Genomic DNA, 20,247 nt, shown 5'->3' with positions numbered 1-20,247 from the left:
ACGGACGGCGACTGCGGGTGCGTGACCCGCTGGTCGCAGGGGTGGCCGGTGGCGGCCGGAGGCAGCCGGAGGGCGGCCGGTGGCAGCCGGAGGGCGGCCGGTGCGGGCCGGGACCGGTGGCGAGCACCGGTCCCGGCCCGGGGCCTCACTGGATGTTCGCGACGCCGTCCGCGTACGAGGTCCCGATCGTGTCGAGCACCTCCTGCGGCGACTGCGACTGGTTGATCAGGGACTGGAACCCTGCGACGAGGACGTCGTAGTAGCCGGGGACCGGCCAGTCCGGGTAGAACGCGAGGCCGTCGTTCTCGAGCACCTCGTTGAACGCCGTGATGAGCTCCTGGCTCTTCTCGTCGGTCACGTCGGCCGGGTCGGCCGCGAGCGGCAGGCCACCGTTGTTGCCGAGCAGGGCCTGGATCTCGGGGCGCATCGTGATGTCGATGAACTCGTACGCGAGCTCCTTGTTCTCCGAGTTCTCGGGGACGACCCACAGGTTCCCGCTCGAGCCGGCGTTGAGCGTGTTGCCGGGGAAGTTGAAGACCCCCCAGTCGAAGCCCTCGATCTCGGACACGAAGCGCCCGTACCACCAGGAGCCCGAGACGATCATCGGCGTCGTGCCGTTGATAAAGGCCACGCCCATGTCCTCGGCCTTGAGGCTCGCGGAGTCCGGGGCGACGTAGCCCGCCTTGACCCACGCGTCGAAGGTCTCGGCGCCGTACTTGAGCGGGTCGGCCTGGAAGTCGACCTCCTCGGTGTACGTCTGGTAGGCCGTCACGAAGTCACGGTCCGCCTGGCTGAGCGCGAGCTGGTAGAAGAGCTGGCCCGCCGGGTACTCGGCGCCGGCCATGCCCAGCGGCGTGACGCCGGCGTCGACGAAGGTGTCCATCGCCGCCTCCATCTCCGCGAGCGTGGTCGGCACCTCGACCCCGTGCTCCTCGAAGAGGGCCTTGTTGTAGTACACGGTCACGAACTCGCCGTAGTTGGGCACCCCGTACCAGGCGCCGGAGCCCATGACGCCGCGCTCGTCGTAGCGGGCCGTCGTCTGGATGCTCTCGGGGAGCGCGTCGGACCAGCCGCGCTCGTCCGCGACGTCCGTGAGGTCCGTCAGGAGGCCCTGCGAGGCCAGGAGGCCCGCGGTCGCGTTGCCCTTGTTGTACTCCATGAGGTCCGGGCCCTCGTCCGAGCTCAGGACCATGCCCGCCGTCTGCTGGATCTGCTCGAACGCCTTGCGCTCGAACTCGACGGTCGCGCCCGTCTCCTCCTCGAAGATCTTGATCGCCTCGTCCCAGGCGATCCCCATGGCGCCGTTCTCGCTCTCGTAGTGCCAGAGCTTGAGGGTCTGGTCCTCGGTGCCCCCGCCGTCCGTGCCCCCCTCGTCGCCGCCGCTGGCGCACGCCGCCAGGGCGAGCGGGACCACGATGAGGCCGGCGACCAGCCGGCCGTACTTGCGCTTACCCATGTCGTTCTCCTCGTTGAGTGATCTGGTTGCTGCTCGGTCGTGCTTCGGTGCTGCCAGGTGCTGCCAGGTGCTGCTCGCGTGGTGCTGGATGAGGCCCGGTCCGGCTGTCGTGCGTCCCGACGAGCGGGGGTCTGGTGGGTGGCTCGCTGCTCGACCTGGAGGCTGGTCCTCGGACCCGTCAGGTGGTCGAGTCACGGGGGCGGCGCGGTGGTCCCGCCCGGCTCGAGGTCGCACACGAGGAGGCTGGGCTCGGGCGGGTGCCCGTCCGGCTCCTCGATCAGGTGGATGAGGCTGAGCACCGCGAGGCGACCGAGCTCTGAGCCGGGCGCGTGCATCGTGGTCAGCGGCGGGTTGCTGAGGGCGCCGACACCGGGCGACGTCGCGATCGAGAGCACGGACACGTCGGCCGGGACCCGGAGCCCGCGGGCCTGGAGCTCGACGGCGGCTCCGAAGGTGGCCATCTCGTTCATCGTGAGCACGGCCGTCATCGCGGGGTCACGCTCGAGGAGCTCGGTCATGGCACGGCGGCCCGCCGCCGGGTTCTCGTCGCACAGCACCGCGTGGGCCTCCAGGCCCCGCTCGCGCATCGCCTCGCCGAAGGCGCGCTCGGCCCGCAGGGTGGGCGCGTACCCGGCCGCGTGGCTCGTCGCGGAGTGGTTGAGGAACCCGATCCGCCGGTGCCCGAGGTCCACGAGGTGCGCGACGGCCTGCCGCACCGTCGCGTCGAAGTCGATGTCCACGAACGTGAGGCCTTCGACGTGCTCGGTACGGCCGATCATCGTGAACGGGACGCCCGCGGCGTGCAGGGCCTCGACGCGGTCGTCCTGCAGGCAGACCTCCATGAGGAGCACGCCGTCCGCCATCCCCTGGTGGACGAGGTCACGGATCTCCTCGGCCTCGTGGGCCGCGAACGGCCAGAGGACCAGGTGGTAGCCGTGGCTCCGCGCAGTGCCGGCAGCGCTCGAGACGAACTCCGCGACGGTCCCGCTGATGCCCGCCTCGGTCGCGGGGAAGATCAACGCGATGGTCCGGCTCCGGCGGCTCGCGAGTCCACGCGCGAACGCGTTCGGCCGGAAGCCGAGCTCGCTCATCGCCTGCTCGACCCGCGCCTTCGTCGGCGCCGAGACGGGCCGGGCGCCGCTCAGGGCGTAGGAGACGGTGCTGACCGAGACCCCGGCCCGACGGGCGACGTCCTGCATCGTCGACATGCCCGCCTCCCTCGGCTCGGTGCTCCGTCGCGCCGCGGCGCGCGAGGCGCCGGGTCCCTGTGTCGAAGCGCTTCGTCGAAGCGCTTCGACAGGAGTAAACAGGCAGCAGAGGATCCGGTCAAGGGCGCCAGGTCACGAATGCGCAACGAAGCGCTTCGACAGCCGAAGGCGCAGGCGACTCATGGCGTGGCGCGCCGCTGCTCCCGGCGTACGCACGACTCGCGGCGTGGCGTGGAACCCTGCGCGCCGACGACTCACGGGATGGCCCGGACTCATCCGGGCGCACGCGACCCCTGGGGTGGCCGTCGGCCGCCCCAGCGGCGGGAGTCGTCTCAGGCGGAGGGCACCACGACGCGACCGCCGCGCACGACCTCGAGGGGCCGCAGGTCGTCGTCGAGCACGAGCACGTCCGCACGCAGCCCCGCCGCGAGCGCACCGATGTCGGTGCGGCCGAGCACCGACGCGGGTGTCGCCGTCGCGGCCTCGATCGCGTGCGCGACCGGGACACCCGCGGCGACCGTGCTGCGCACGACGTCGAGGAGGTGGGCCGTCCCGCCGGCGATCGCGTCGCCGTCCGCCAGGCGCGCGACGCCGTCCACGACCCTGACCTGCATCGACCCGAGGTCGTAGCGTCCGTCGGGCATCCCCGCCGCCGCCATCGCGTCAGTGACGAGTGCGACGGAACCGGGCCCGACGAGGTCGAACACGGTGCGGACCGTCGCCGGTGAGAGGTGGACGCCGTCGGCCACGAGCTCGACGACCGCCTCGCCGCGGGCGGCAGCCGCGAGGCACGCGGCCACCGGGCCCGGGTCGCGGTGGTGGAGCGCGCGCATGCCGTTGAACAGGTGGGTCGCCGTCGGCCGCCCGGAGCGGGTCCCCTCGGCGCCCAGGGCCCGCCGGGCCGCGACCAGCGCCTCCTCGGTCAGCTCGGCCGAGCCGTCGGTGTGCCCGATGGACGGGACCGCACCCACCTCGGCGAGCGCCTCGAGCGCGCCGCCGGCACCGAGCACGCCCGGGACCTCGGGTGCGATCGTCATGGTCGCGAACCAGCCGCCGCCCACACGCGCGACCTCACGCACGAGCGCGGCGCTGCCGGCCTGCATGAGGGCGGGGTCCTGCGCCCCGCAGCGCGCGCGGGAGAGGAAGGGCCCCTCGAGGTGGATGCCGACGATCTCCCCCGCCGCGGCGAGCTCGGCGAGCATCGCCGTGCGCCGCACCAGCGTCTCGGCATCGGCGGTGACGAGCGACGCGACGAGGCTCGTGGTGCCGTGCGCGAGGTGCTCGGCGACCGCCGTGCGGGCGGCCTGGGCGTCGGCCACGTCGGGGAAGCCCGCTCCCCCACCCCCGTGGCAGTGGATGTCCACCAGGCCGGGCACGATCGTGGCCCGCGGGCCGGGGGCGGCGGGCGGCACGTCGATGCCCTGCGGTGCCGCCTCGGCGGCGCCGACCCAGGCGATCCGCTCGCCCTCGAGCACGACGAGCCCGTCGTCGAGGACGCCGCCAGGGGTCACCACGCGTCCGCGGTAGGTCAGGGCTCCGGACGGCGTCTGCGAGGCGATCATGCTCCCATTGTGGCCCCCTGCCCGTCCCGGGCGCTGGGCCGAGGGACCCGGGCCCGGACGTGCCGGTCCGTCGGTCCCGGGAGAGGCCAGGGCACTGGGCCAGGGACGCGTCAGGGCGCGAGGCGCTCGACGACCCAGCCGTGGCCGTCGCGGCGGTAGCGCAGCCGATCGTGCAGCCGCGAGACGCGCCCCTGCCACAGCTCGATCGTCTGCGGCACCACGCGGAACCCGCCCCAGTGGTCGGGCACGGGGACCTCGGCGTCGTCGACACGGCGCGCGGACTCCTGCGCGAACCGGTCGTCGAGCTCCCGGCGGGACGCCAGGACGCTCGACTGGGTGCTCGCCCACGCGGCGATCTGCGAGTCGCGCGGGCGGGTCCGGAAGTACTCGCGCGTCGTCGCGCGATCCACCTGCTCGACGTCGCCGACGACCACGACCTGCCTGTCGATCTCGAACCACGGGAACACGAGCGACGCACGCGGGTTCGCGAGCATCTCGCGGCCCTTGCGGGAGCCGTGGTGGGTGAAGAGGACGAACCCACGCTCGTCGAGGCCCTTGAGCAGCACGACCCTGGCCGACGGTGTCCCGTCCGGTCCCGCCGTGGCGAGGACCATCGCGTTGGGCTCGGTCAGGCCGGCGGCGAGCGCGTCGTCGAACCACCGGTGGAACTGGACGAACGGGTCCTGCGCGAGGTCGGCCTCGGCCAGCGTCGAGCGCTCGTAGCTGCGTCGCAGCGCCGCGAGCCGCTCCCGACGCGCGGCCGCGGCCCGCTCGGCGGCACCACCCGCGTCGTTCACGAGCGGCCCCGGCAGCGCGTCCTCGTCGGCACGGCGTCCCCGTCCGGTCAGAAGAGCCGTGAGTCGACGTCGTCGACGCCGCGCATCGCCTCGTAGTCGAGGACGAGGCAGCTGATCCCGCGGTCCTGCGCGAGGACGCGGGCCTGCGGCTTGATCTCCTGCGCGGCGAAGATTCCGCGCACGGGGGCCAGGTGCGGGTCACGGTTGAGCAGCTCGAGGTACCGCGTGAGCTGCTCGACGCCGTCGATGTCGCCGCGGCGCTTGATCTCCACGGCGACCGAGCCGCCCGAGGCGTCCCGCGCGAGGATGTCGACGGGGCCGATGGCGGTCGGGTACTCGCGTCGCACGAGCACGTGCCCGTGGCCGAGGAGCTGGATCTGCTCGGCGAGGAGCGCCTGGAGGTGCGCCTCGACGCCGTCCTTGACGAGCCCGGGGTCCACGCCCAGGTCGTGGGCCGAGTCGTGCAGCACGTCGTGCAGCTCGATCTCGAGCCGGTCGTCGGACTTGGTGTGCTGGACGTGCCACACCTGGGTCACGCCCCGATCGGCGGCGTCAGGCGCCGGGTCCAGGACGGCGAGCGAGCACGGCGGGCTCATCCAGTTGAGGGGCTTGTACGACCCGCCGTCCGAGTGGAGCAGCACGCTGCCGTCGGCCTTGACCACGAGGAGGCGCGTCGCGAGCGGGAGGTGGGCCGAGAGGCGGCCCGTGTAGCGCGCCGAGCACTGCGCGACGACGAGCCGCACTAGAGCACCCTCCCGACGGGCCGCGGACCGGACTCGAGCCAGGACACGAGCCCTGCGCAGGCGGCGACGGACATCGTCAGCTGGAACCTCTCCTCGTGGTGGCGGCAATGGACGAGCATCATCGCCCTGCCGGCGTCGTCGACCTCGTCGAGCGGGACCCGCTCGAGCAGCACCAGGTCGTTGCGGGACCAGGTGCGGGCCGGGCGGGGCGCGAGCGAGAGCGTGCGCCACCAGACGATCCGCGCGGTGCCGTACTGGGCGATGCCGGCGACCCAGCCCGTGTCCTCGTCAGGCAGCTCGTCGCGCAGCTGGCACGTGAACGAGCCGACGCGGCGGGAGAGGGTGCTCTGCCGTGAGAGGTACAGGCCGAGCGGCACGGCCAGGGCGAGCAGCAGCGCCCCGACCCCCAGCAGCGCGGCCAGCACCTCCACGGTCGGCGCGCCTCAGTGCCTGCCGGTCGTGCCGGGCACCGCGTCCCGGGCGGTGTCGACCACGACGGTGACCTGGTTGTCGTCGACGGACAGGAAGCCCGCGTCGACCTGGACGACGTGCGACCCCCCGTCGACCGCGGTGATCCGGACCGTGCCGGCGCGCAGCACCGCCAGCACGGGCGCGTGCCCGGGCAGGATGCCGATGTCGCCGTCCGCGGCCGGTGCGCTGATCATGCTGGCCTCGCCCGACCAGACCTTGCGGTCCGCAGCGACGAGGTCGACCTCGAGGTTCGCCACCTGTGCGCTCCTCAGCCGATCTCGGACTGGATCCGGGCCCAGTTGCGCTCGAGGTCCTCGAGACCGCCGATGTTGAAGAAGGCCTGCTCGGCGATGTGGTCGAACTCGCCGTCGGCGATCTTCGTGAAGGCCTCGATCGTCTCCGTCAGGGGGACGGTCGAGCCGGGCACGTTCGTGAACTGGGTCGCCATGTAGGTGTTCTGCGACAGGAACTGCTGGATGCGACGCGCACGCGAGACGACGATCTTGTCCTCCTCGGACAGCTCGTCGACGCCGAGGATCGCGATGATGTCCTGGAGCTCCTTGTTGCGCTGCAGGATCTGCTTGACGCGGACGGCCGCCGTGTAGTGGTCCTGCCCGACGTACCGCGGGTCGAGGATGCGCGACGTGGACGTCAGCGGGTCGACGGCCGGGTACAGGCCGCGCGACGCGATCTCACGGGAGAGCTCGGTCGTCGCGTCGAGGTGCGCGAAGGTCGTCGCCGGGGCCGGGTCCGTGTAGTCGTCCGCGGGCACGTAGATCGCCTGGAGCGACGTGATGGAGTGGCCGCGCGTCGAGGTGATGCGCTCCTGGAGCTGGCCCATCTCGTCCGCGAGGTTCGGCTGGTAGCCGACGGCGGAGGGCATGCGGCCGAGCAGCGTCGAGACCTCGGAGCCGGCCTGCGTGAAGCGGAAGATGTTGTCGATGAACAGGAGAACGTCCTGCTTCTGCACGTCGCGGAAGTACTCCGCCATCGTCAGCGCGGACAGTGCGACCCGCAGACGCGTGCCCGGCGGCTCGTCCATCTGGCCGAACACGAGGGCGGTCTGCTTGATGACGCCGGACTCGGTCATCTCGTCGATGAGGTCGTTGCCCTCACGGGTGCGCTCGCCGACGCCCGCGAACACGGACACGCCGTTGTGGTTGTTGGCGACGCGGTAGATCATCTCCTGGATCAGGACCGTCTTGCCGACGCCCGCACCACCGAAGAGGCCGATCTTGCCGCCCTGGACGTACGGGGTCAGCAGGTCGATGACCTTGATCCCGGTCTCGAACATCTGGGTCTTCGACTCGAGCTGGTCGAAGGCCGGGGGCTTGCGGTGGATGGGCCAGCGCTCGGTGATCTCGAGCTTCTCGCCCTCCTTGAGGTTCAGGACCTCGCCGGTCACGTCGAAGACGTGGCCCTTGGTCACGTCGCCGACGGGCACGCTGATGGGCTGGCCCGTGTCCGTGACGACCGCACCGCGCACGAGGCCGTCGGTCGGCTTGAGCGCGATCGCGCGCACCATCGAGTCGCCGAGGTGCTGGGCGACCTCGAGCTTGAGGGTGAACGAGGTCGCGGTGCCGCCGTCCTGCTGGCCGAGGTCGATGTCGACCTCGAGCGCGTTGTAGATCTCGGGGATCGCGTCGGTCGGGAACTCGATGTCGACGACCGGGCCGATCACCCGGGCGACGCGGCCCGTGCCGGCGCCGCCCGTGGCCTTGGCCGCGGTGTCGGTGGTGGTGGCAGTCATGTCTCTCTCGCTTCGCTCGACCGGAGCGTGCCCCGGTGGTTGGTGCGTGGTCCAGGTGGTGCGCGGGGTCAGGAGGCGGCCAGCGCGTCGGCGCCGGACACGATCTCGCTGATCTCCTGGGTGATCTCGGACTGGCGGGCCTGGTTGGCCAGCCGGGTGTACATCCTGATGAGGTCCTCGGCGTTCTCCGTCGCCGTGTGCATCGCGCGCTGGCGTGCGGCCAGCTCGGACGCGGCGGCCTGGAGCAGGCAGCTGTGGATCCGGCTCTGGATGTACCGCGGCAGGAGGGCGTCCAGGACGACCTCGGGCGACGGCTCGAACTCGTAGAGCGGGAGCGGGTCCTCCCCCGGGGCCGCGACCCCCTCGACGACCTCGAGCGGCAGCATGCGGATCACGCGGGGCGTCTGCGTGACCATGTTGACGAACTGCGTGTACACGACGTGCAGCTCACCGACGCCGCCGTCCTCCGGCGCCGCGAGGAACGCCTGGAGCAGCGTGTCGGCGATCTCCTGCGCCGTCTCGGCCGAGGGTGCGTCGGACGATCCCGTCCACTGGCCCGCGACCTCGCGGTGGCGGAACGAGTAGAACGAGACGGCGCGCCGACCGGTCACGTAGAGCGCGACCTCCTTGCCCTCGTCCGTGACCTGCTGGATGAGCCGCTCGCCCTCGCGCAGCACCGACGCCGAGTACGCGCCGGCCATGCCGCGGTCCGACGTCACGAGGAGGATCGCCACACGCCGGGCGTCGGGACGCTCCGTCGTGAGCGGGTGGTCGACCCCGGCGTGCGTCGCGACAGCCGACACCGCACGCGTGAGCGCACGCGCGTAGGGTGCCGCCGCAGTGACCCGGTCCCGGGCCTTGCCGATGCGCGAGGCAGCGATGAGCTCCATCGCGCGGAAGATCTTCTTCAGCGACTGTGTCGACCGGATCCGCTGCCGGTAGACGCGCTGCTGGCCCGCCACGCTCAGCCCCGCTTCTGCTTGACGATCTGCTCCTGCTCGACCTCGGCCTCGAGGTCGCCCTCCTGGGGGACCTCGGCGGCGACCACGTCGGAGCCCGCGAGGAAGCCCTGGGCGAACTCGTCGACGGCGGCGGCGAGCTCGGCCTCGGTCTCGTCGGACAGCTGGCCCGTCTCACGGATCGTGTCGAGCACCGAGGTGTGCCGGCGCAGGTGGTCGAGCATCTCGGTCTCGAAACGGCGCACGTCCGCGAGCGCGACCTTGTCGAGCTTGCCCTTGGTGCCGGCCCAGATCGACGCGACCTGGTCCTCGACGGGGTACGGCGAGTACTGGGGCTGCTTGAGCAGCTCCATGAGGCGCGCGCCACGGGTCAGCTGCTGGCGCGAGGCCGCGTCGAGGTCGGACGCGAACATCGCGAAGGCCTCGAGGGAGCGGAACTGCGCGAGGTCGATCTTCAGCGTGCCGGAGACCTTCTTCATGGCCTTGACCTGCGCGGACCCACCGACACGGGAGACCGAGATGCCGACGTCGACGGCGGGCCGCTGGTCCGCGTTGAACAGGTCGGACTGCAGGAAGATCTGCCCGTCGGTGATCGAGATGACGTTGGTCGGGATGTACGCCGAGACGTCGTTCGCCTTGGTCTCGATCATCGGGAGACCGGTCATGGAGCCGGCGCCCAGCTCGTCGCTGAGCTTCGCGCAGCGCTCGAGCAGGCGGGAGTGCAGGTAGAACACGTCACCGGGGTAGGCCTCGCGGCCCGGCGGGCGGCGCAGGAGGAGCGAGACGGCACGGTAGGCCTCGGCCTGCTTCGACAGGTCGTCGAAGATGATCAGGACGTGCTTGCCGTCGTACATCCAGTGCTGGCCGATCGCGGAGCCCGTGTACGGCGCGAGGTACTTGAAGCCCGCGGGGTCGGACGCCGGGGCCGCGACGATCGTCGTGTACTCGAGCGCACCGGCCTCCTCGAGCGCGCCACGCACGGACGCGATCGTCGAGCCCTTCTGGCCGATCGCCACGTAGATGCAGCGGACCTGCTTCGTGGGGTCGCCCGTCTCCCAGTTGGCCTTCTGGTTGATGATCGTGTCGATCGCGATGGCCGTCTTGCCGGTCTGGCGGTCGCCGATGATGAGCTGCCGCTGGCCGCGGCCGATCGGGATCATCGCGTCGATGGCCTTGAGGCCCGTCTGGAGCGGCTCGTGCACGCTCTTGCGTGACATGACGCCGGGCGCCTGGAGCTCGAGGGCGCGGCGGCCCTCGGTCGCGACGTCACCGAGGCCGTCGATCGGGTTGCCCAGCGGGTCGACCACGCGGCCGAGGTAGCCGTCGCCGACGGGCACCGAGAGCACCTCGCCCGTGCGTCGGACGACCTGGCCCTCCTCGATGCCGGTGAACTCGCCGAGGACGACGACACCGATCTCGCGGACGTCGAGGTTCAGCGCCAGGCCGAGCGTCCCGTCCTCGAACTCGAGCAGCTCGTTGGCCATCGCGCCGGGAAGGCCCTCGACCTGCGCGATGCCGTCGCCGGCCAGCGTGACGCGACCGACCTCTTCGCGAACGGCGCCCTGCGGCTCGTAGGACTTCACGAAGCTGTCCAGCGCAGCCCGGATCTCCTCGGGCCTGATCGTCAGCTCAGCCATGGTCTCTCTCCTGTCGTGACCGCACCGTCCGGTGCTGTCGTCCACATCCTGTGCGAGCCGCGCACGGTGGGCGGCTCGGTGCGTCGTGATGCCCGCGTCAGCCCGCGAGCCGGCGTCGTGCGTCGTCGAGCCGGGCCAGCACGGTCGAGTCGACCACCTCGGCCCCGACCTGGATCCGCAGCCCGCCGAGGACCTGGGGGTCCAGGGCGATGTTCAGCTGGATCTGCCGCCCGTAGGCGTTCTCGAGGAGCGAGCGCAGCCTGGTGACCTGCGCTTCGGTCAGCGGCGACGCCGTCGACACCGCGGCGAGCAGCCGCTGGCGCCGGCGGGCGGCGAGCCGTCCCAGGAGCGCGAGGGTCGTGGCCATGGTCCGGCCCCGGGGGGTGGCTGCGGCGCGCTCGACGAGCTGCTGCGTGGGTGCCGTGACCTTGCCCTCGATGAGCCGACGCACGAGCGCCGTCCGGTTCTCGGACGTCGCCGAGCGGTCGGTGAGCGCGCGGCGCAGCTCGCGCTGCCCCACGAGGGTCCGGTCGAGCCGGAACAGCTCGTCCTCGACCTGCGCGAGCAGGCCCGCGGACTGGGCGCCCGCGAGCACCGCGTCCGCCGCGACCTGCTCGACGGCCTCGGTCAGGTCCGCCTCGGCCGACCAGCGCGCCCGGGCGAACGCCGAGACGATGTCGACGACCCGCGGGTCGACCCGCCCGGCGAGCAGCCCGCTCGCCAGCCCGGCCTTCGCGTCCCCGTCCCGTGACGGGTCGCTCAGCGCCCGGCGCAGGGATCCGGAGGAGTCGAGCGCGTCGACGACGGCGAACAGCTGGGCGCCGAGCGTCGAGGCGTCGTCACCCGCGGCCTGCAGCACGGGCTCGAAGGCCCGTGCCACCTGCTCGAGCGACGCCGCACTGGTTCCCCGCATCAGCTCTCCCGGCTCGCGGACGCGGCACCGGACTCGACCGTGGTCGCCTCGAGCTCGTCGAGGAACCGGTCGATCACCCGCGACTGCCGTGCGGAGTCGGCGAGGGCCTCACCGACGATGCGCGACGCGAGCTCCGTCGCGAGCGCACCGACCTCGGCGCGGAGCGCGACCGACGCCTGCTGGCGCTCGGCCTCGATCTGCCGCTGGGCGTTCTCGAGGATGCGCGCGGCGTCGTCCGACGCCTTGGAGCGCAGCTCGGCCACGATGGCGCCGCCCTCGGCGCGCGCGTCCTCGCGGATGCGCGCGGCCTCGGCCCGCGCCTCCGCGAGCTGGCTGTGGTACTCGGCGAGGGCCGCGGCGGCCTCGGCCTGGGCGTTCTCCGCCTTGGCGATGCCACCCTCGATCTTCTCGGTGCGCTCGTCCAGGACCGCGGTGAACTTGGGCAGCACGAGCCGGTAGAACGCGAAGCCGATGATCACGGCCACGACGATCGACCAGAGGATGTCGTAGTCCGCCGGGATGAGGAGGTTGACGCCCTTCACCTCCTCGCCCGGCTCGGCGGCGAGGAGCGCCGCTGCGTCCAGGATGCGCATGGTCACGAGAAGAGGAAGCCGGTGACCAGGCCGAGCAGCGCGAGCACCTCGACGAAGGCGACACCGATGAACATGGTGGTGCGCAGCTGGCCCGCGACCTCAGGCTGACGCGCGATGCCCTCGAGCGCCTTGCCGATGAGGATGCCGAGGCCGATGCCCGGGCCGAGCGTGCCGAGGCCGTAGCCGATGGTCGCGATGTTCCCGCTGACCGCGGCGAGCGTGGTGCTGTCCACTAGGGGTTTCCCTTCATGAGGCGTCCGGGGACCCGGACGTCGTGTCGGCGCTCGACGCGCTGGTGGCGCGAGCAGGTCGGACGAGGATCAGTGCTCCTCCTCGACCGCCATGTTCAGGTACACGGCGGCCAGGAGGGTGAAGATGTACGCCTGCAGCCCGGCGACCAGCACCTCGAAGAGTGTGAAGGCCACGCCGGCCGTGAGCGACAGCGCCGCCGCGGCCTTGAGGGCGCCTCCCGCCTCGAAGAGGAAGAAGTGGGTCGCGCCGAAGCACAGGACGAGGATGAGGTGGCCGGCGATCATGTTGGCCGTGAGTCGCAGGGCGAGGGTCGCGGGCCGGAAGACGAACACCTGGAGCGCCTCGATCGGCGTCACGAGGACGTACAGCACCGGCGGGAGGCCGGGCGGCAGCAGGTTGTTCTTGAGGTAGCCGCCGAGCCCGAACTTCTTGATGCCCACGGCGAGGTACATGACGTACACCCAGGCGGCCAGCACGAGCGGCATGCCGATGAGCGAGGTGCTCGCGATGTTGAGCAGCGGCACCACGCCGGTGAGGTTCATGGCGAGCACCGCGAAGAAGATCGTGGTGAGCATCGGCAGGAACCGCTTGGCGTTGTGGCCCATCGTCTCCTGGGCGATGTTGACCCGGACGAAGTCGAGCGCCATCTCGGCGACGTTCTGGCCGCGGCCCGGCACGAGCTGGGCACGGCGCGCGGCGACCACGAAGAGCGCGACGAGGACCGCGGTGGCGACGAGCCGGACCAGGATGATCCGGTTCATCTCGAACGGGGTGCCCTCGAAGGCGAAGGCCGCGGGGAAGAACTCGGCGATCGACGGCGGGTGGAACCCGCCGCCCTCACCGGAGGCGGCGATCATGAGGTTCGTCGCGACGGTGGACAGAGCGCACTCCCCCGGGTCGTTGGTGCAACGGGAACCGCCGTGCAGGCGCGCCGTCGGACCAGGTCATGTTGGATCGCCGAAATCCTAACCCATCGGGGACCTTCGTCCGACCGCGTGTCCGCACTTGTGCATCCGCTCACAACCCTCGCCACGGACCTTCGTCCTTCCTCAGGCCGACGGCTCGGTGTAGGGCACGCGGCCCCGGCTCACGGCCCGGTAGTCGAGGTAGGCCGAGCCCACGACGCCGACCAGGACGACCCCCACCAGCACTCGTCGGTCGTAGAAGTCCATGCCGTCGAGCACGGCGAAGAGCGCCACGAGCACCATCATCTTGACGAGCCAGGCGCCGAGGATCACTGCCCCGGTCGTGGTGACGGACGCCGTCGTCGTCCGCATCATCGAGACCACCGTCGTCCCGCTGAACAGGAGCGCCACGGCAGCGCCGATGAGGGCGCCCCAGACACCGGGGAGCCCGGCGACGATGCCACCCACGACCACGCCGACGACCGTCACGACCGCGACGAGGACCAGCATCCCCCGCAGGGCCTGCTGGAGGACGTCGCGCACGGGGTCCGCGGCAGGGGCGCCCTGGCCGGTCACGTCGGGAGCCGGCTCGTCCGCGGCGCTCGGCACGTTCTCGGTCATGGTCGGGCTCCTCGCGAAGGGGTGGGGCGGCGGGCCTTGCCGCCGAGCGGGCCCAGGGTCAGGGCCAGGATCAGGATCGCGCCGACGCCGGTGGCCACGAGCACGGTCGTCGTCGTCCAGACCATGAGCGACGCGGCGCCGAACGCGAACAGCGCCGTCCACAGGTACATGATGACGACCGCGCGCCGGTGCGAGTGCCCGAGCTGGAGCATGCGGTGGTGCAGGTGGCTGCGATCGGGGTGGAACGGCGACTTCCCGCGTCCGACGCGCCTGATCACCGCGAGCCCCATGTCGAGCAGCGGGAGCATGAGCACGGCGACCGGCAGGAGGGTCGGCAGGAACGCGGGGAGCTGCTGACGCGCCGAGACCTCGAGCGGCTCGATGCGCCCGGTGACCACGATGCCCGCTGCTGCGATGGTGAGTCCGATGATCATCGAGCCCGAGTCGCCCATGAAGATGCGCGCCGGATGGAAGTTGTGGGGCAGGAACCCGAGGCACGCGCCCACGAGCACCGCGACGACGAGGCTCGCCTCGTCGGAGTAGTCCAGCGGGCTCGCGTCGATCGACAGGAGGTAGGTGTAGGCGAAGAAGCCCGCCCCGCCGATCGCGATCAGCCCCGCGGCGAGCCCGTCGAGCCCGTCGACGAAGTTCACGGCGTTGATGGCGACGACGACGACCAGGACCGTCACCGCGAGCGACATGCCGCTCGACCCGATGGTCTGGCCCGCGATGGGCACCGAGTAGAGCTGCACGCCGCCCTGCCACGCCATGAACCCCGCCGCGAGCACCTGGCCGAAGAGCTTGGTGTACCAGTCGAGGTCCCAGATGTCGTCAGCCGCGCCGAGAAGCCCGACGAGCGCGGCACCGCCCAGGATCGCCCACACCGTGTTGGACGTCTCGAACACACCCTCGAGGAACGGCATCTGCGCCGCGAGCACGAGCGCGACCGCCATGCCGAGGAACATCGCGACGCCGCCCATGCGCGGCGTCGGCGTCGCGTGGACGTCGCGTTCCCGCACCGCGGTGATCGCACCCGAGCGCAGCGCCATCCACCGCGCGAGCGGCGTCGTCAGGTAGGTGACGGCCGCCGCGACGAGCATGAGGAGCAGGTAGACCCTCACCCGGCGCCCCCACCGGGCGCCGTGGACGCCTCCGCCTGGTCCGTCGGGTCGGTCCGGTCGTCGGGCCCGAGGACGTCCGCGACCGCCCGCAGCTCGTCGAGGCTGAGGGCGCCGGCACGCACGAGGCGCAGCGTCCCGGCAGGGTCCGTGGCGTCGACGATCGACGAGGCGACACCGCCCGGGACGCGGCCGGCGTCGAGGTAGACGGCGACCGACCCGCCGAGCTGCTCATGCGCCTCGGTCGCGGTCAGGGCTGCCGGCCGTCCCGTGAGGTTGGCGCTGGAGACGGCGAGCGGGCCCGTGCGGCGCAGGAGCGCGAGGGCGGCGGGATGGTCGGGCATCCGGACGGCGACGGTGCCGTGGGTCTCGCCGAGGTCCCACGCGAGGGACGGCTGCGCGCGGCAGATGACCGTGAGGCCGCCGGGCCAGAACGCCGCGACGAGGTCACGCACGGCCTGGGTGACGCCGACGCACAGGCCGTCGAGCGTGCGGACGTCGGGGACGAGCACCGGTGGCGGCATCTGCCGGCCCCGACCCTTCGCGGCCAGCAGCGCCGCGACGGCCGGGGGCGTGAACGCGTCGGCGGCGATGCCGTAGACCGTGTCCGTCGGCAGGACGGCCAGACCGCCACGCCCCAGGACGTTGACCGCCTCGTCGATCGCGGGACCCCACGTCGCGGGGTCGCTGCACTGCATGAGCGTCACGGGCGCGAGTCTTTCACGACCGGGCTGCCCGACGGCGCGGCCCGCCGGGCGACGACCATGCGGTCCCGGCCCGTCAGGTCGGTCCGCGTCGCGACGTCGGTGAAGGCGGGCGTGCCGTCGTCGCGCACGACCTCGGCGACCAGACGCCGCACGGCCGGTGCCTGGACCTCGGCGTGCTCCATCACGAGCACCCCCCCGACCCGCAGGAGACGGGCGGCCGCCGCGGCGACACCACGCGGCACGAGCAGGCCGTCCGGCCCGAGCCCGTACAGGGCGACCTCCGGGTCGTGGTCCCGGACCTCCGGGTCCACCGGCACCGCGTCCGGCGGGATGTACGGCGGGTTGGACACCACGACGTCGACGGTCCCCGCGAGCTCGGGCAGGGCGGTCCGCGCATCGCCGCGGACGAGCGTGACCCGGGCACCCGCGGGCAGGCTGTCGAGGTTGCGCCTGGCCCAGGCCTCGGCGCGGGCGTCGAGCTCGACCGCGTGGACCCGTGCCCCGGCGACCTCGTGCGCGACGGCGAGGGCGATCGCGCCCGAGCCCGTGCACAGGTCGACGACCACGGCCGCGCCTCGCGCGGCGACCGCGGCGTGCGCGGCGTCGACCGCGACCTGGGCGACCGCCTCGGTCTCGGGGCGCGGCACGAACACGCCGGGCCCGACGGCGAGCTCGAGCCCACGGAACGGCGCGGTCCCGGTCAGGTGCTGGAGCGGCACACGGTCGGCGCGACGCCGGACGAGCTCCTCGAGGCCGTCGGGCGCCGGACGGCCGAGCACCGCGGCGGCGCGCACCTCGCCCCGGCCGAGGCCGAGCAGGTGCCCCGCGAGGAGCTCGACGTCGGCGTGCGGCGAGCCGACTCCGGCTGCGGCGAGCCGCCCGGCCCCCTCGCGCAGGGCGACGTCGAGGGACGTGCCCGGCCGGGCCGGCGTCATCGTGCCGCCCCGGCCTCCGCGAGGCGCGCGGCCTCGTCGGCCTCGACAGCCGACCGCACGACCGGCTCGAGGTCGCCGTCGAGCACCTGGTCCAGGTTGTACGCCTTGTACCCCGTCCGATGGTCCGCGATGCGGTTCTCCGGGAAGTTGTAGGTGCGGATGCGCTCCGACCGGTCCACCGTGCGGACCTGGGAGCGGCGCGCCTGCGACGCGGCGGCTGCGGCCTGCTCCTGCTGCGCCGCGAGGAGCCGGGCGCGCAGGATCCGCAGGGCCTGCTCCTTGTTCTGCAGCTGGGACTTCTCGTTCTGGCACGAGACGACGAGGCCCGTGGGCAGGTGCGTGATGCGCACCGCGGAGTCCGTCGTGTTCACGGACTGGCCGCCGGGACCGGAGGACCGGTAGACGTCGATCCGCAGGTCGTTCGGGTCGATCTCGACCTCGGTCGCGTCGTCGGCCTCCGGCAGCGCGACGACCCCTGCTGCCGACGTGTGGATGCGCCCCTGCGACTCGGTGACGGGGACGCGCTGCACACGGTGCACGCCACCCTCGTACTTCAGGTGGGCCCAGACGCCGTCCTCGGGAGCCACCGCCCCGCGCGACTTCACGGCGATCGTCACGTCCTTGTACCCGCCGAGGTCCGACTGGGTCGCGTCGAGCACCTCGGTGCTCCACCCGCGCCGCTCCGCGTACCGCAGGTACATGCGCAGCAGGTCGCCCGCGAACAGGGCCGACTCCTCGCCGCCCTCGCCCGCCTTGATCTCGAGGAGCACGTCACGCGCGTCGTCGGGGTCACGCGGCACGAGCACGCGGTGGAGCACCGCGGCGGCCTCCTCGGCCGTGCGGCGCAGCGTCGGCAGCTCCTCGGCGAACGCCGCGTCGTCGGCCGCGAGCTCCTGGGCGGCCTCCGCGTCGCCCGCGGCCTGCTCCCACGCACGGTACGCGGCGACGACGCGGCCGAGCTCGGCGTACCGGCGGCCCAGGGTGCGCGCACGCACCGCGTCGGCGTGCACCGCCGGGTCGGCGAGGCGGGCCTCGATGTCCGCGTGCTCCGCGAGCAGGGGCCCGACGGCGTCCAGCGTCTCGCTCATCGCGCTCTCCCTCTCCCGACCGGGCCCCACAGGACACGACGACGCCGGCGGGCCGGCCGCGGTCGAGCGCCATGGAGGGCGCTGCGACCGGGCGGCGGACCGCCGGCGTCGAGGGTGCTACTTGGCGGCGTCGGCCTTCTTGCCGTACCGCGCCTCGAACCGGGCCACGCGGCCACCGGTGTCGAGGATCTTCTGCTTGCCCGTGTAGAACGGGTGGCACGCGCTGCAGACGTCGGCGTGGATGCTGCCGCTCGTCGCGGTGCTGCGGGTGGTGAACGTGTTGCCGCAGGTGCACGTCACCGTGGTGGCGACGTACTGCGGGTGGATGTCCTTCTTCACGGGCTTCTCCTCGTCAGGTGGTCGCCGGGTCGCAGGCGGGCTCGCCCACGTGAACCGGAACCAAGGGGACAGTCTGCCAGAACGGTGGGGAAGCCCGAAAACTTCCCGACCGCCGGGCCGACCGCGATCAGTGGTCGCGGTGCGTCAGTCGCTGCCGTGCCCGGGGGCGGACGGCGTCGTCTTCTGCACCTGGAGCAGGAACTCGACGTTCGAGTGCGTCTCCCGCAGCTTGCCGAGCATGAGCTCGATCGCCTGCTGCTGGTCGAGGGCGCTCAGCACCCGGCGCAGCTTCCAGCTGATCTTGAGCTCGTCGGCCGGGATGAGGATCTCCTCGCGGCGCGTGCCCGAGGCGTCCACGTCCACCGCCGGGAAGATCCGCTTGTCCGCGAGCTGGCGGGAGAGCTTGAGCTCCATGTTCCCGGTGCCCTTGAACTCCTCGAAGATGACCTCGTCGGCCTTGGACCCCGTCTCGACCAGGGCCGTCGCGAGGATCGTCAGCGAGCCGCCGTTCTCGATGTTGCGCGCCGCACCGAAGAAGCGCTTCGGCGGGTAGAGCGCGCTCGAGTCGACGCCGCCGGACAGGATGCGGCCCGAGGCGGGCGCCGCGATGTTGTACGCGCGGCCCAGCCGGGTGATCGAGTCCAGGAGCACGACGACGTCCTGGCCCAGCTCGACGAGACGCTTGGCCCGCTCGATCGCGAGCTCGGCGACCGTCGTGTGGTCGTCCGCCGGCCGGTCGAAGGTCGAGGCGATGACCTCGCCCTTGACGGTGCGCTGCATGTCCGTGACCTCCTCGGGGCGCTCGTCGACGAGCACGACCATGAGGTGGACCTCGGGGTTGTTCGTGGTGATCGCGTTGGCGATCGCCTGGAGCACCAGCGTCTTGCCCGCCTTGGGCGGCGAGACGATCAGGCCACGCTGACCCTTGCCGATCGGCGCGACCAGGTCGATGACACGCGTGGTCAGGACGTTGGGCGCCGTCTCGAGCCGCAGACGCTCCTGCGGGTACAGCGGCGTGAGCTTGCCGAAGTCGGGGCGGGCGCGTGACTCCTCGGGCGACATGCCGTTGATCGAGTCGAGCCGGACCAGCGCGTTGACCTTGCTGTTGCGGCCCTGCGGCTGCGGGTCCCCCTCGCGCGGCTGCCGCACGGCGCCCACGACGGCGTCGCCCTTGCGCATGCCGTTCTTCTTGACCTGGTTCATCGACACGTACACGTCGTTGTCCCCCGGCAGGTAGCCGGAGGTGCGCACGAACGCGTAGTTGTCCTTGATGTCGAGGATGCCCGCGACGGGCAGCAGCACGTCGTCGTCGTTGACCTCGACGTCGTCGTAGCCCGTGAGCTCGCCCTGGCCCGTGCGGCCGGTGCGGCGCTTGTTGCGGTCACGGTCGCGGTAGCGGCCACGGCGACGGCGGCCGCCGCCCTCCTCGTCGTCGAACACCTCGACGGCGCGGCCCGGCTGCTGGCGCTGCTGGGCGGCCTGGCGGTTCTGCGCGTCGCCGCGCTGGGCCGCCTCACGCTGGCCGCCGTCACGCTGGGCGTCCCGCTGCGCGCGGTCGGCGTCGGCGCTCTCCACGACGGGGGCGGAGTCGTCGGTCGACGCCGGCGCACCCTCCGCGCGGCCGGCACGGCGGGAGCGGCGTCCCTCGACGGTCACGGACCGGGCGGCGGCGGCGGCGCGCGCGGCGCGCTCGTCGGCGCTCTCGCCCCCGTGACCACGGTCGGCGTCACGCGTGCGGCCCGTGGCGGCCGCGGTGGCGGTGCGCTCGGTCGGCGTCTCCTTGGGCTCCGGGAGCTCGATCCTGGGCTCCGGGAGGTCGAGCTTGGGCTGGCTGCTGGCAGGCGCCTCGACGGGCGCGGACGCGGCGGCGGCTGCGCGACGGGTCGGCGCGGTGGCGCGGCCCTGCGTCGAACGGGCGCTGCTCGACGCGCGGCGCGGGGCGGCAGCGGTCGGGGCACCCGCCCGGTGCTCCTTGATCGCGTTCATGAGGTCGCTCTTGCGCATCCCGGACGTCCCGGGCACGCCCAGCTCGGAGGCCAGTGCCTGGAGCTCGGGGAGCCGCAGCGTCGAGAGCGCGGCGCCGCGGTTGGTGCTGCCGGCCGCCGCGGTGGTCGCGGGGCTGCTCGTCGCAGCATCGATGGTGTCGGTCACGAAGGATCCTTCCCCCTCGTTCGGCGGCCTGCATCACAGGGG

General features: G+C 72.6%; 21 protein-coding genes. All 21 read right to left on the bottom strand.

Going from position 1 to position 20,247, the window contains the following annotated elements:
* Positions 1 to 145: 145 nt before the first annotated feature.
* Entirely contained in the window at positions 146 to 1,456 is a 1,311-nt protein-coding gene (locus FZ988_RS03645; protein WP_149202659.1) for an ABC transporter substrate-binding protein, read from the bottom strand.
* Positions 1,457 to 1,647: 191 nt separating this feature from the next.
* Positions 1,648 to 2,664: a LacI family DNA-binding transcriptional regulator gene (locus FZ988_RS03640; RefSeq protein ID WP_149202658.1), complete on the bottom strand. Its 1,017-nt coding sequence runs from the start codon at positions 2,662 to 2,664 to the stop codon at positions 1,648 to 1,650.
* 332 nt (positions 2,665 to 2,996) lie between these two features.
* Positions 2,997 to 4,226 (bottom strand): N-acetylglucosamine-6-phosphate deacetylase, encoded by a 1,230-nt coding sequence (locus tag FZ988_RS03635; protein ID WP_149202657.1) that lies wholly within the window; start codon positions 4,224 to 4,226, stop codon positions 2,997 to 2,999.
* 110 nt (positions 4,227 to 4,336) lie between these two features.
* A complete protein-coding gene (gene pdxH, locus FZ988_RS03630; RefSeq protein ID WP_246169182.1) occupies positions 4,337 to 5,023 on the bottom strand; it encodes a pyridoxamine 5'-phosphate oxidase in 687 nt (228 codons plus the stop codon).
* 47 nt (positions 5,024 to 5,070) lie between these two features.
* A complete protein-coding gene (gene nucS / locus FZ988_RS03625) occupies positions 5,071 to 5,766 on the bottom strand; it encodes an endonuclease NucS (protein WP_149202656.1) in 696 nt (231 codons plus the stop codon).
* The gene (locus FZ988_RS03620) at positions 5,766 to 6,197 is read right to left on the bottom strand and encodes a DUF2550 domain-containing protein (protein WP_149202655.1); all 432 of its coding nucleotides are present in this window, start codon (positions 6,195 to 6,197) and stop codon (positions 5,766 to 5,768) included. Before FZ988_RS03620 ends, nucS begins: the two co-directional genes overlap by 1 nt.
* A gap of 12 nt (positions 6,198 to 6,209) precedes the next feature.
* A complete protein-coding gene (locus tag FZ988_RS03615; RefSeq protein ID WP_149202654.1) occupies positions 6,210 to 6,494 on the bottom strand; it encodes a F0F1 ATP synthase subunit epsilon in 285 nt (94 codons plus the stop codon).
* A gap of 11 nt (positions 6,495 to 6,505) precedes the next feature.
* Complete coding sequence (atpD, locus tag FZ988_RS03610) at positions 6,506 to 7,987, bottom strand: F0F1 ATP synthase subunit beta (protein ID WP_149202653.1); 1,482 nt, start codon at positions 7,985 to 7,987, stop codon at positions 6,506 to 6,508.
* Positions 7,988 to 8,055: 68 nt separating this feature from the next.
* Positions 8,056 to 8,949 (bottom strand): F0F1 ATP synthase subunit gamma, encoded by an 894-nt coding sequence (locus tag FZ988_RS03605; protein ID WP_149202652.1) that lies wholly within the window; start codon positions 8,947 to 8,949, stop codon positions 8,056 to 8,058.
* A 2-nt stretch (positions 8,950 to 8,951) separates the two neighbouring features.
* Positions 8,952 to 10,583 (bottom strand): F0F1 ATP synthase subunit alpha, encoded by a 1,632-nt coding sequence (gene atpA / locus FZ988_RS03600; RefSeq protein ID WP_149202651.1) that lies wholly within the window; start codon positions 10,581 to 10,583, stop codon positions 8,952 to 8,954.
* Between the two features lie 97 nt (positions 10,584 to 10,680).
* Positions 10,681 to 11,496 carry a F0F1 ATP synthase subunit delta gene (locus tag FZ988_RS03595; protein ID WP_149202650.1) on the bottom strand — a complete coding sequence of 272 codons (816 nt, stop codon included), beginning with the start codon at positions 11,494 to 11,496 and terminating at the stop codon, positions 10,681 to 10,683.
* The gene (locus FZ988_RS03590) at positions 11,496 to 12,089 is read right to left on the bottom strand and encodes a F0F1 ATP synthase subunit B (protein WP_149202649.1); all 594 of its coding nucleotides are present in this window, start codon (positions 12,087 to 12,089) and stop codon (positions 11,496 to 11,498) included. Before FZ988_RS03590 ends, FZ988_RS03595 begins: the two co-directional genes overlap by 1 nt.
* A 2-nt stretch (positions 12,090 to 12,091) precedes the next feature.
* The gene (atpE, locus tag FZ988_RS03585; RefSeq protein WP_149202648.1) at positions 12,092 to 12,322 is read right to left on the bottom strand and encodes a F0F1 ATP synthase subunit C; all 231 of its coding nucleotides are present in this window, start codon (positions 12,320 to 12,322) and stop codon (positions 12,092 to 12,094) included.
* An 87-nt stretch (positions 12,323 to 12,409) separates the two neighbouring features.
* Positions 12,410 to 13,198, bottom strand: a complete 789-nt coding sequence (gene atpB / locus FZ988_RS03580) for a F0F1 ATP synthase subunit A (RefSeq protein ID WP_149202647.1) — start codon at positions 13,196 to 13,198, stop codon at positions 12,410 to 12,412.
* 192 nt (positions 13,199 to 13,390) lie between these two features.
* Positions 13,391 to 13,867, bottom strand: coding sequence for a Cg1360 family ATP-synthase-associated protein (locus FZ988_RS03575; protein WP_246169180.1), 477 nt, complete (start codon positions 13,865 to 13,867; stop codon positions 13,391 to 13,393).
* Positions 13,864 to 14,988 (bottom strand): glycosyltransferase family 4 protein, encoded by a 1,125-nt coding sequence (locus FZ988_RS03570; RefSeq protein WP_149202646.1) that lies wholly within the window; start codon positions 14,986 to 14,988, stop codon positions 13,864 to 13,866. Before FZ988_RS03570 ends, FZ988_RS03575 begins: the two co-directional genes overlap by 4 nt.
* Positions 14,985 to 15,683 carry an L-threonylcarbamoyladenylate synthase gene (locus tag FZ988_RS03565; protein WP_149203060.1) on the bottom strand — a complete coding sequence of 233 codons (699 nt, stop codon included), beginning with the start codon at positions 15,681 to 15,683 and terminating at the stop codon, positions 14,985 to 14,987. Before FZ988_RS03565 ends, FZ988_RS03570 begins: the two co-directional genes overlap by 4 nt.
* Positions 15,684 to 15,688: 5 nt before the next feature.
* Entirely contained in the window at positions 15,689 to 16,627 is a 939-nt protein-coding gene (gene prmC, locus FZ988_RS03560) for a peptide chain release factor N(5)-glutamine methyltransferase (protein ID WP_149202645.1), read from the bottom strand.
* Positions 16,624 to 17,715 carry a peptide chain release factor 1 gene (prfA, locus tag FZ988_RS03555; RefSeq protein ID WP_149202644.1) on the bottom strand — a complete coding sequence of 364 codons (1,092 nt, stop codon included), beginning with the start codon at positions 17,713 to 17,715 and terminating at the stop codon, positions 16,624 to 16,626. Before prfA ends, prmC begins: the two co-directional genes overlap by 4 nt.
* Positions 17,716 to 17,832: 117 nt before the next feature.
* Positions 17,833 to 18,054 (bottom strand): 50S ribosomal protein L31, encoded by a 222-nt coding sequence (gene rpmE, locus FZ988_RS03550; protein WP_149202643.1) that lies wholly within the window; start codon positions 18,052 to 18,054, stop codon positions 17,833 to 17,835.
* A gap of 144 nt (positions 18,055 to 18,198) precedes the next feature.
* Positions 18,199 to 20,205, bottom strand: a complete 2,007-nt coding sequence (gene rho / locus FZ988_RS03545) for a transcription termination factor Rho (RefSeq protein WP_149202642.1) — start codon at positions 20,203 to 20,205, stop codon at positions 18,199 to 18,201.
* Between the last annotated feature and the right edge of the window lie 42 nt (positions 20,206 to 20,247).

Origin of the sequence: Actinotalea subterranea (assembly GCF_008364845.1) — a bacterium.
Lineage (GTDB): Bacteria > Actinomycetota > Actinomycetes > Actinomycetales > Cellulomonadaceae > Actinotalea > Actinotalea subterranea.
The sequence above is the reverse complement of the archived record's forward strand: the minus strand, read 5'-3'. Positions and strand labels throughout refer to the sequence as shown.

Excerpts from the sequence above, each read along its gene's own strand:
- FZ988_RS03575 (WP_246169180.1), bottom strand. The coding sequence starts at position 13,867 with ATGACCGAGAACGTGCCGAGCGCCGCGGACGAGCCGGCTCCCGACGTG.
- prmC (WP_149202645.1), bottom strand. The coding sequence starts at position 16,627 with ATGACGCCGGCCCGGCCGGGCACGTCCCTCGACGTCGCCCTGCGCGAG.
- FZ988_RS03640 (WP_149202658.1), bottom strand. The coding sequence starts at position 2,664 with ATGTCGACGATGCAGGACGTCGCCCGTCGGGCCGGGGTCTCGGTCAGC.
- prfA (WP_149202644.1), bottom strand. The coding sequence starts at position 17,715 with ATGAGCGAGACGCTGGACGCCGTCGGGCCCCTGCTCGCGGAGCACGCG.
- FZ988_RS03590 (WP_149202649.1), bottom strand. The coding sequence starts at position 12,089 with ATGCGCATCCTGGACGCAGCGGCGCTCCTCGCCGCCGAGCCGGGCGAG.
- FZ988_RS03645 (WP_149202659.1), bottom strand. The coding sequence starts at position 1,456 with ATGGGTAAGCGCAAGTACGGCCGGCTGGTCGCCGGCCTCATCGTGGTC.
- FZ988_RS03595 (WP_149202650.1), bottom strand. The coding sequence starts at position 11,496 with ATGCGGGGAACCAGTGCGGCGTCGCTCGAGCAGGTGGCACGGGCCTTC.
- atpB (WP_149202647.1), bottom strand. The coding sequence starts at position 13,198 with ATGATCGCCGCCTCCGGTGAGGGCGGCGGGTTCCACCCGCCGTCGATC.
- FZ988_RS03635 (WP_149202657.1), bottom strand. The coding sequence starts at position 4,226 with ATGATCGCCTCGCAGACGCCGTCCGGAGCCCTGACCTACCGCGGACGC.
- atpD (WP_149202653.1), bottom strand. The coding sequence starts at position 7,987 with ATGACTGCCACCACCACCGACACCGCGGCCAAGGCCACGGGCGGCGCC.
- atpA (WP_149202651.1), bottom strand. The coding sequence starts at position 10,583 with ATGGCTGAGCTGACGATCAGGCCCGAGGAGATCCGGGCTGCGCTGGAC.
- FZ988_RS03565 (WP_149203060.1), bottom strand. The coding sequence starts at position 15,683 with ATGCAGTGCAGCGACCCCGCGACGTGGGGTCCCGCGATCGACGAGGCG.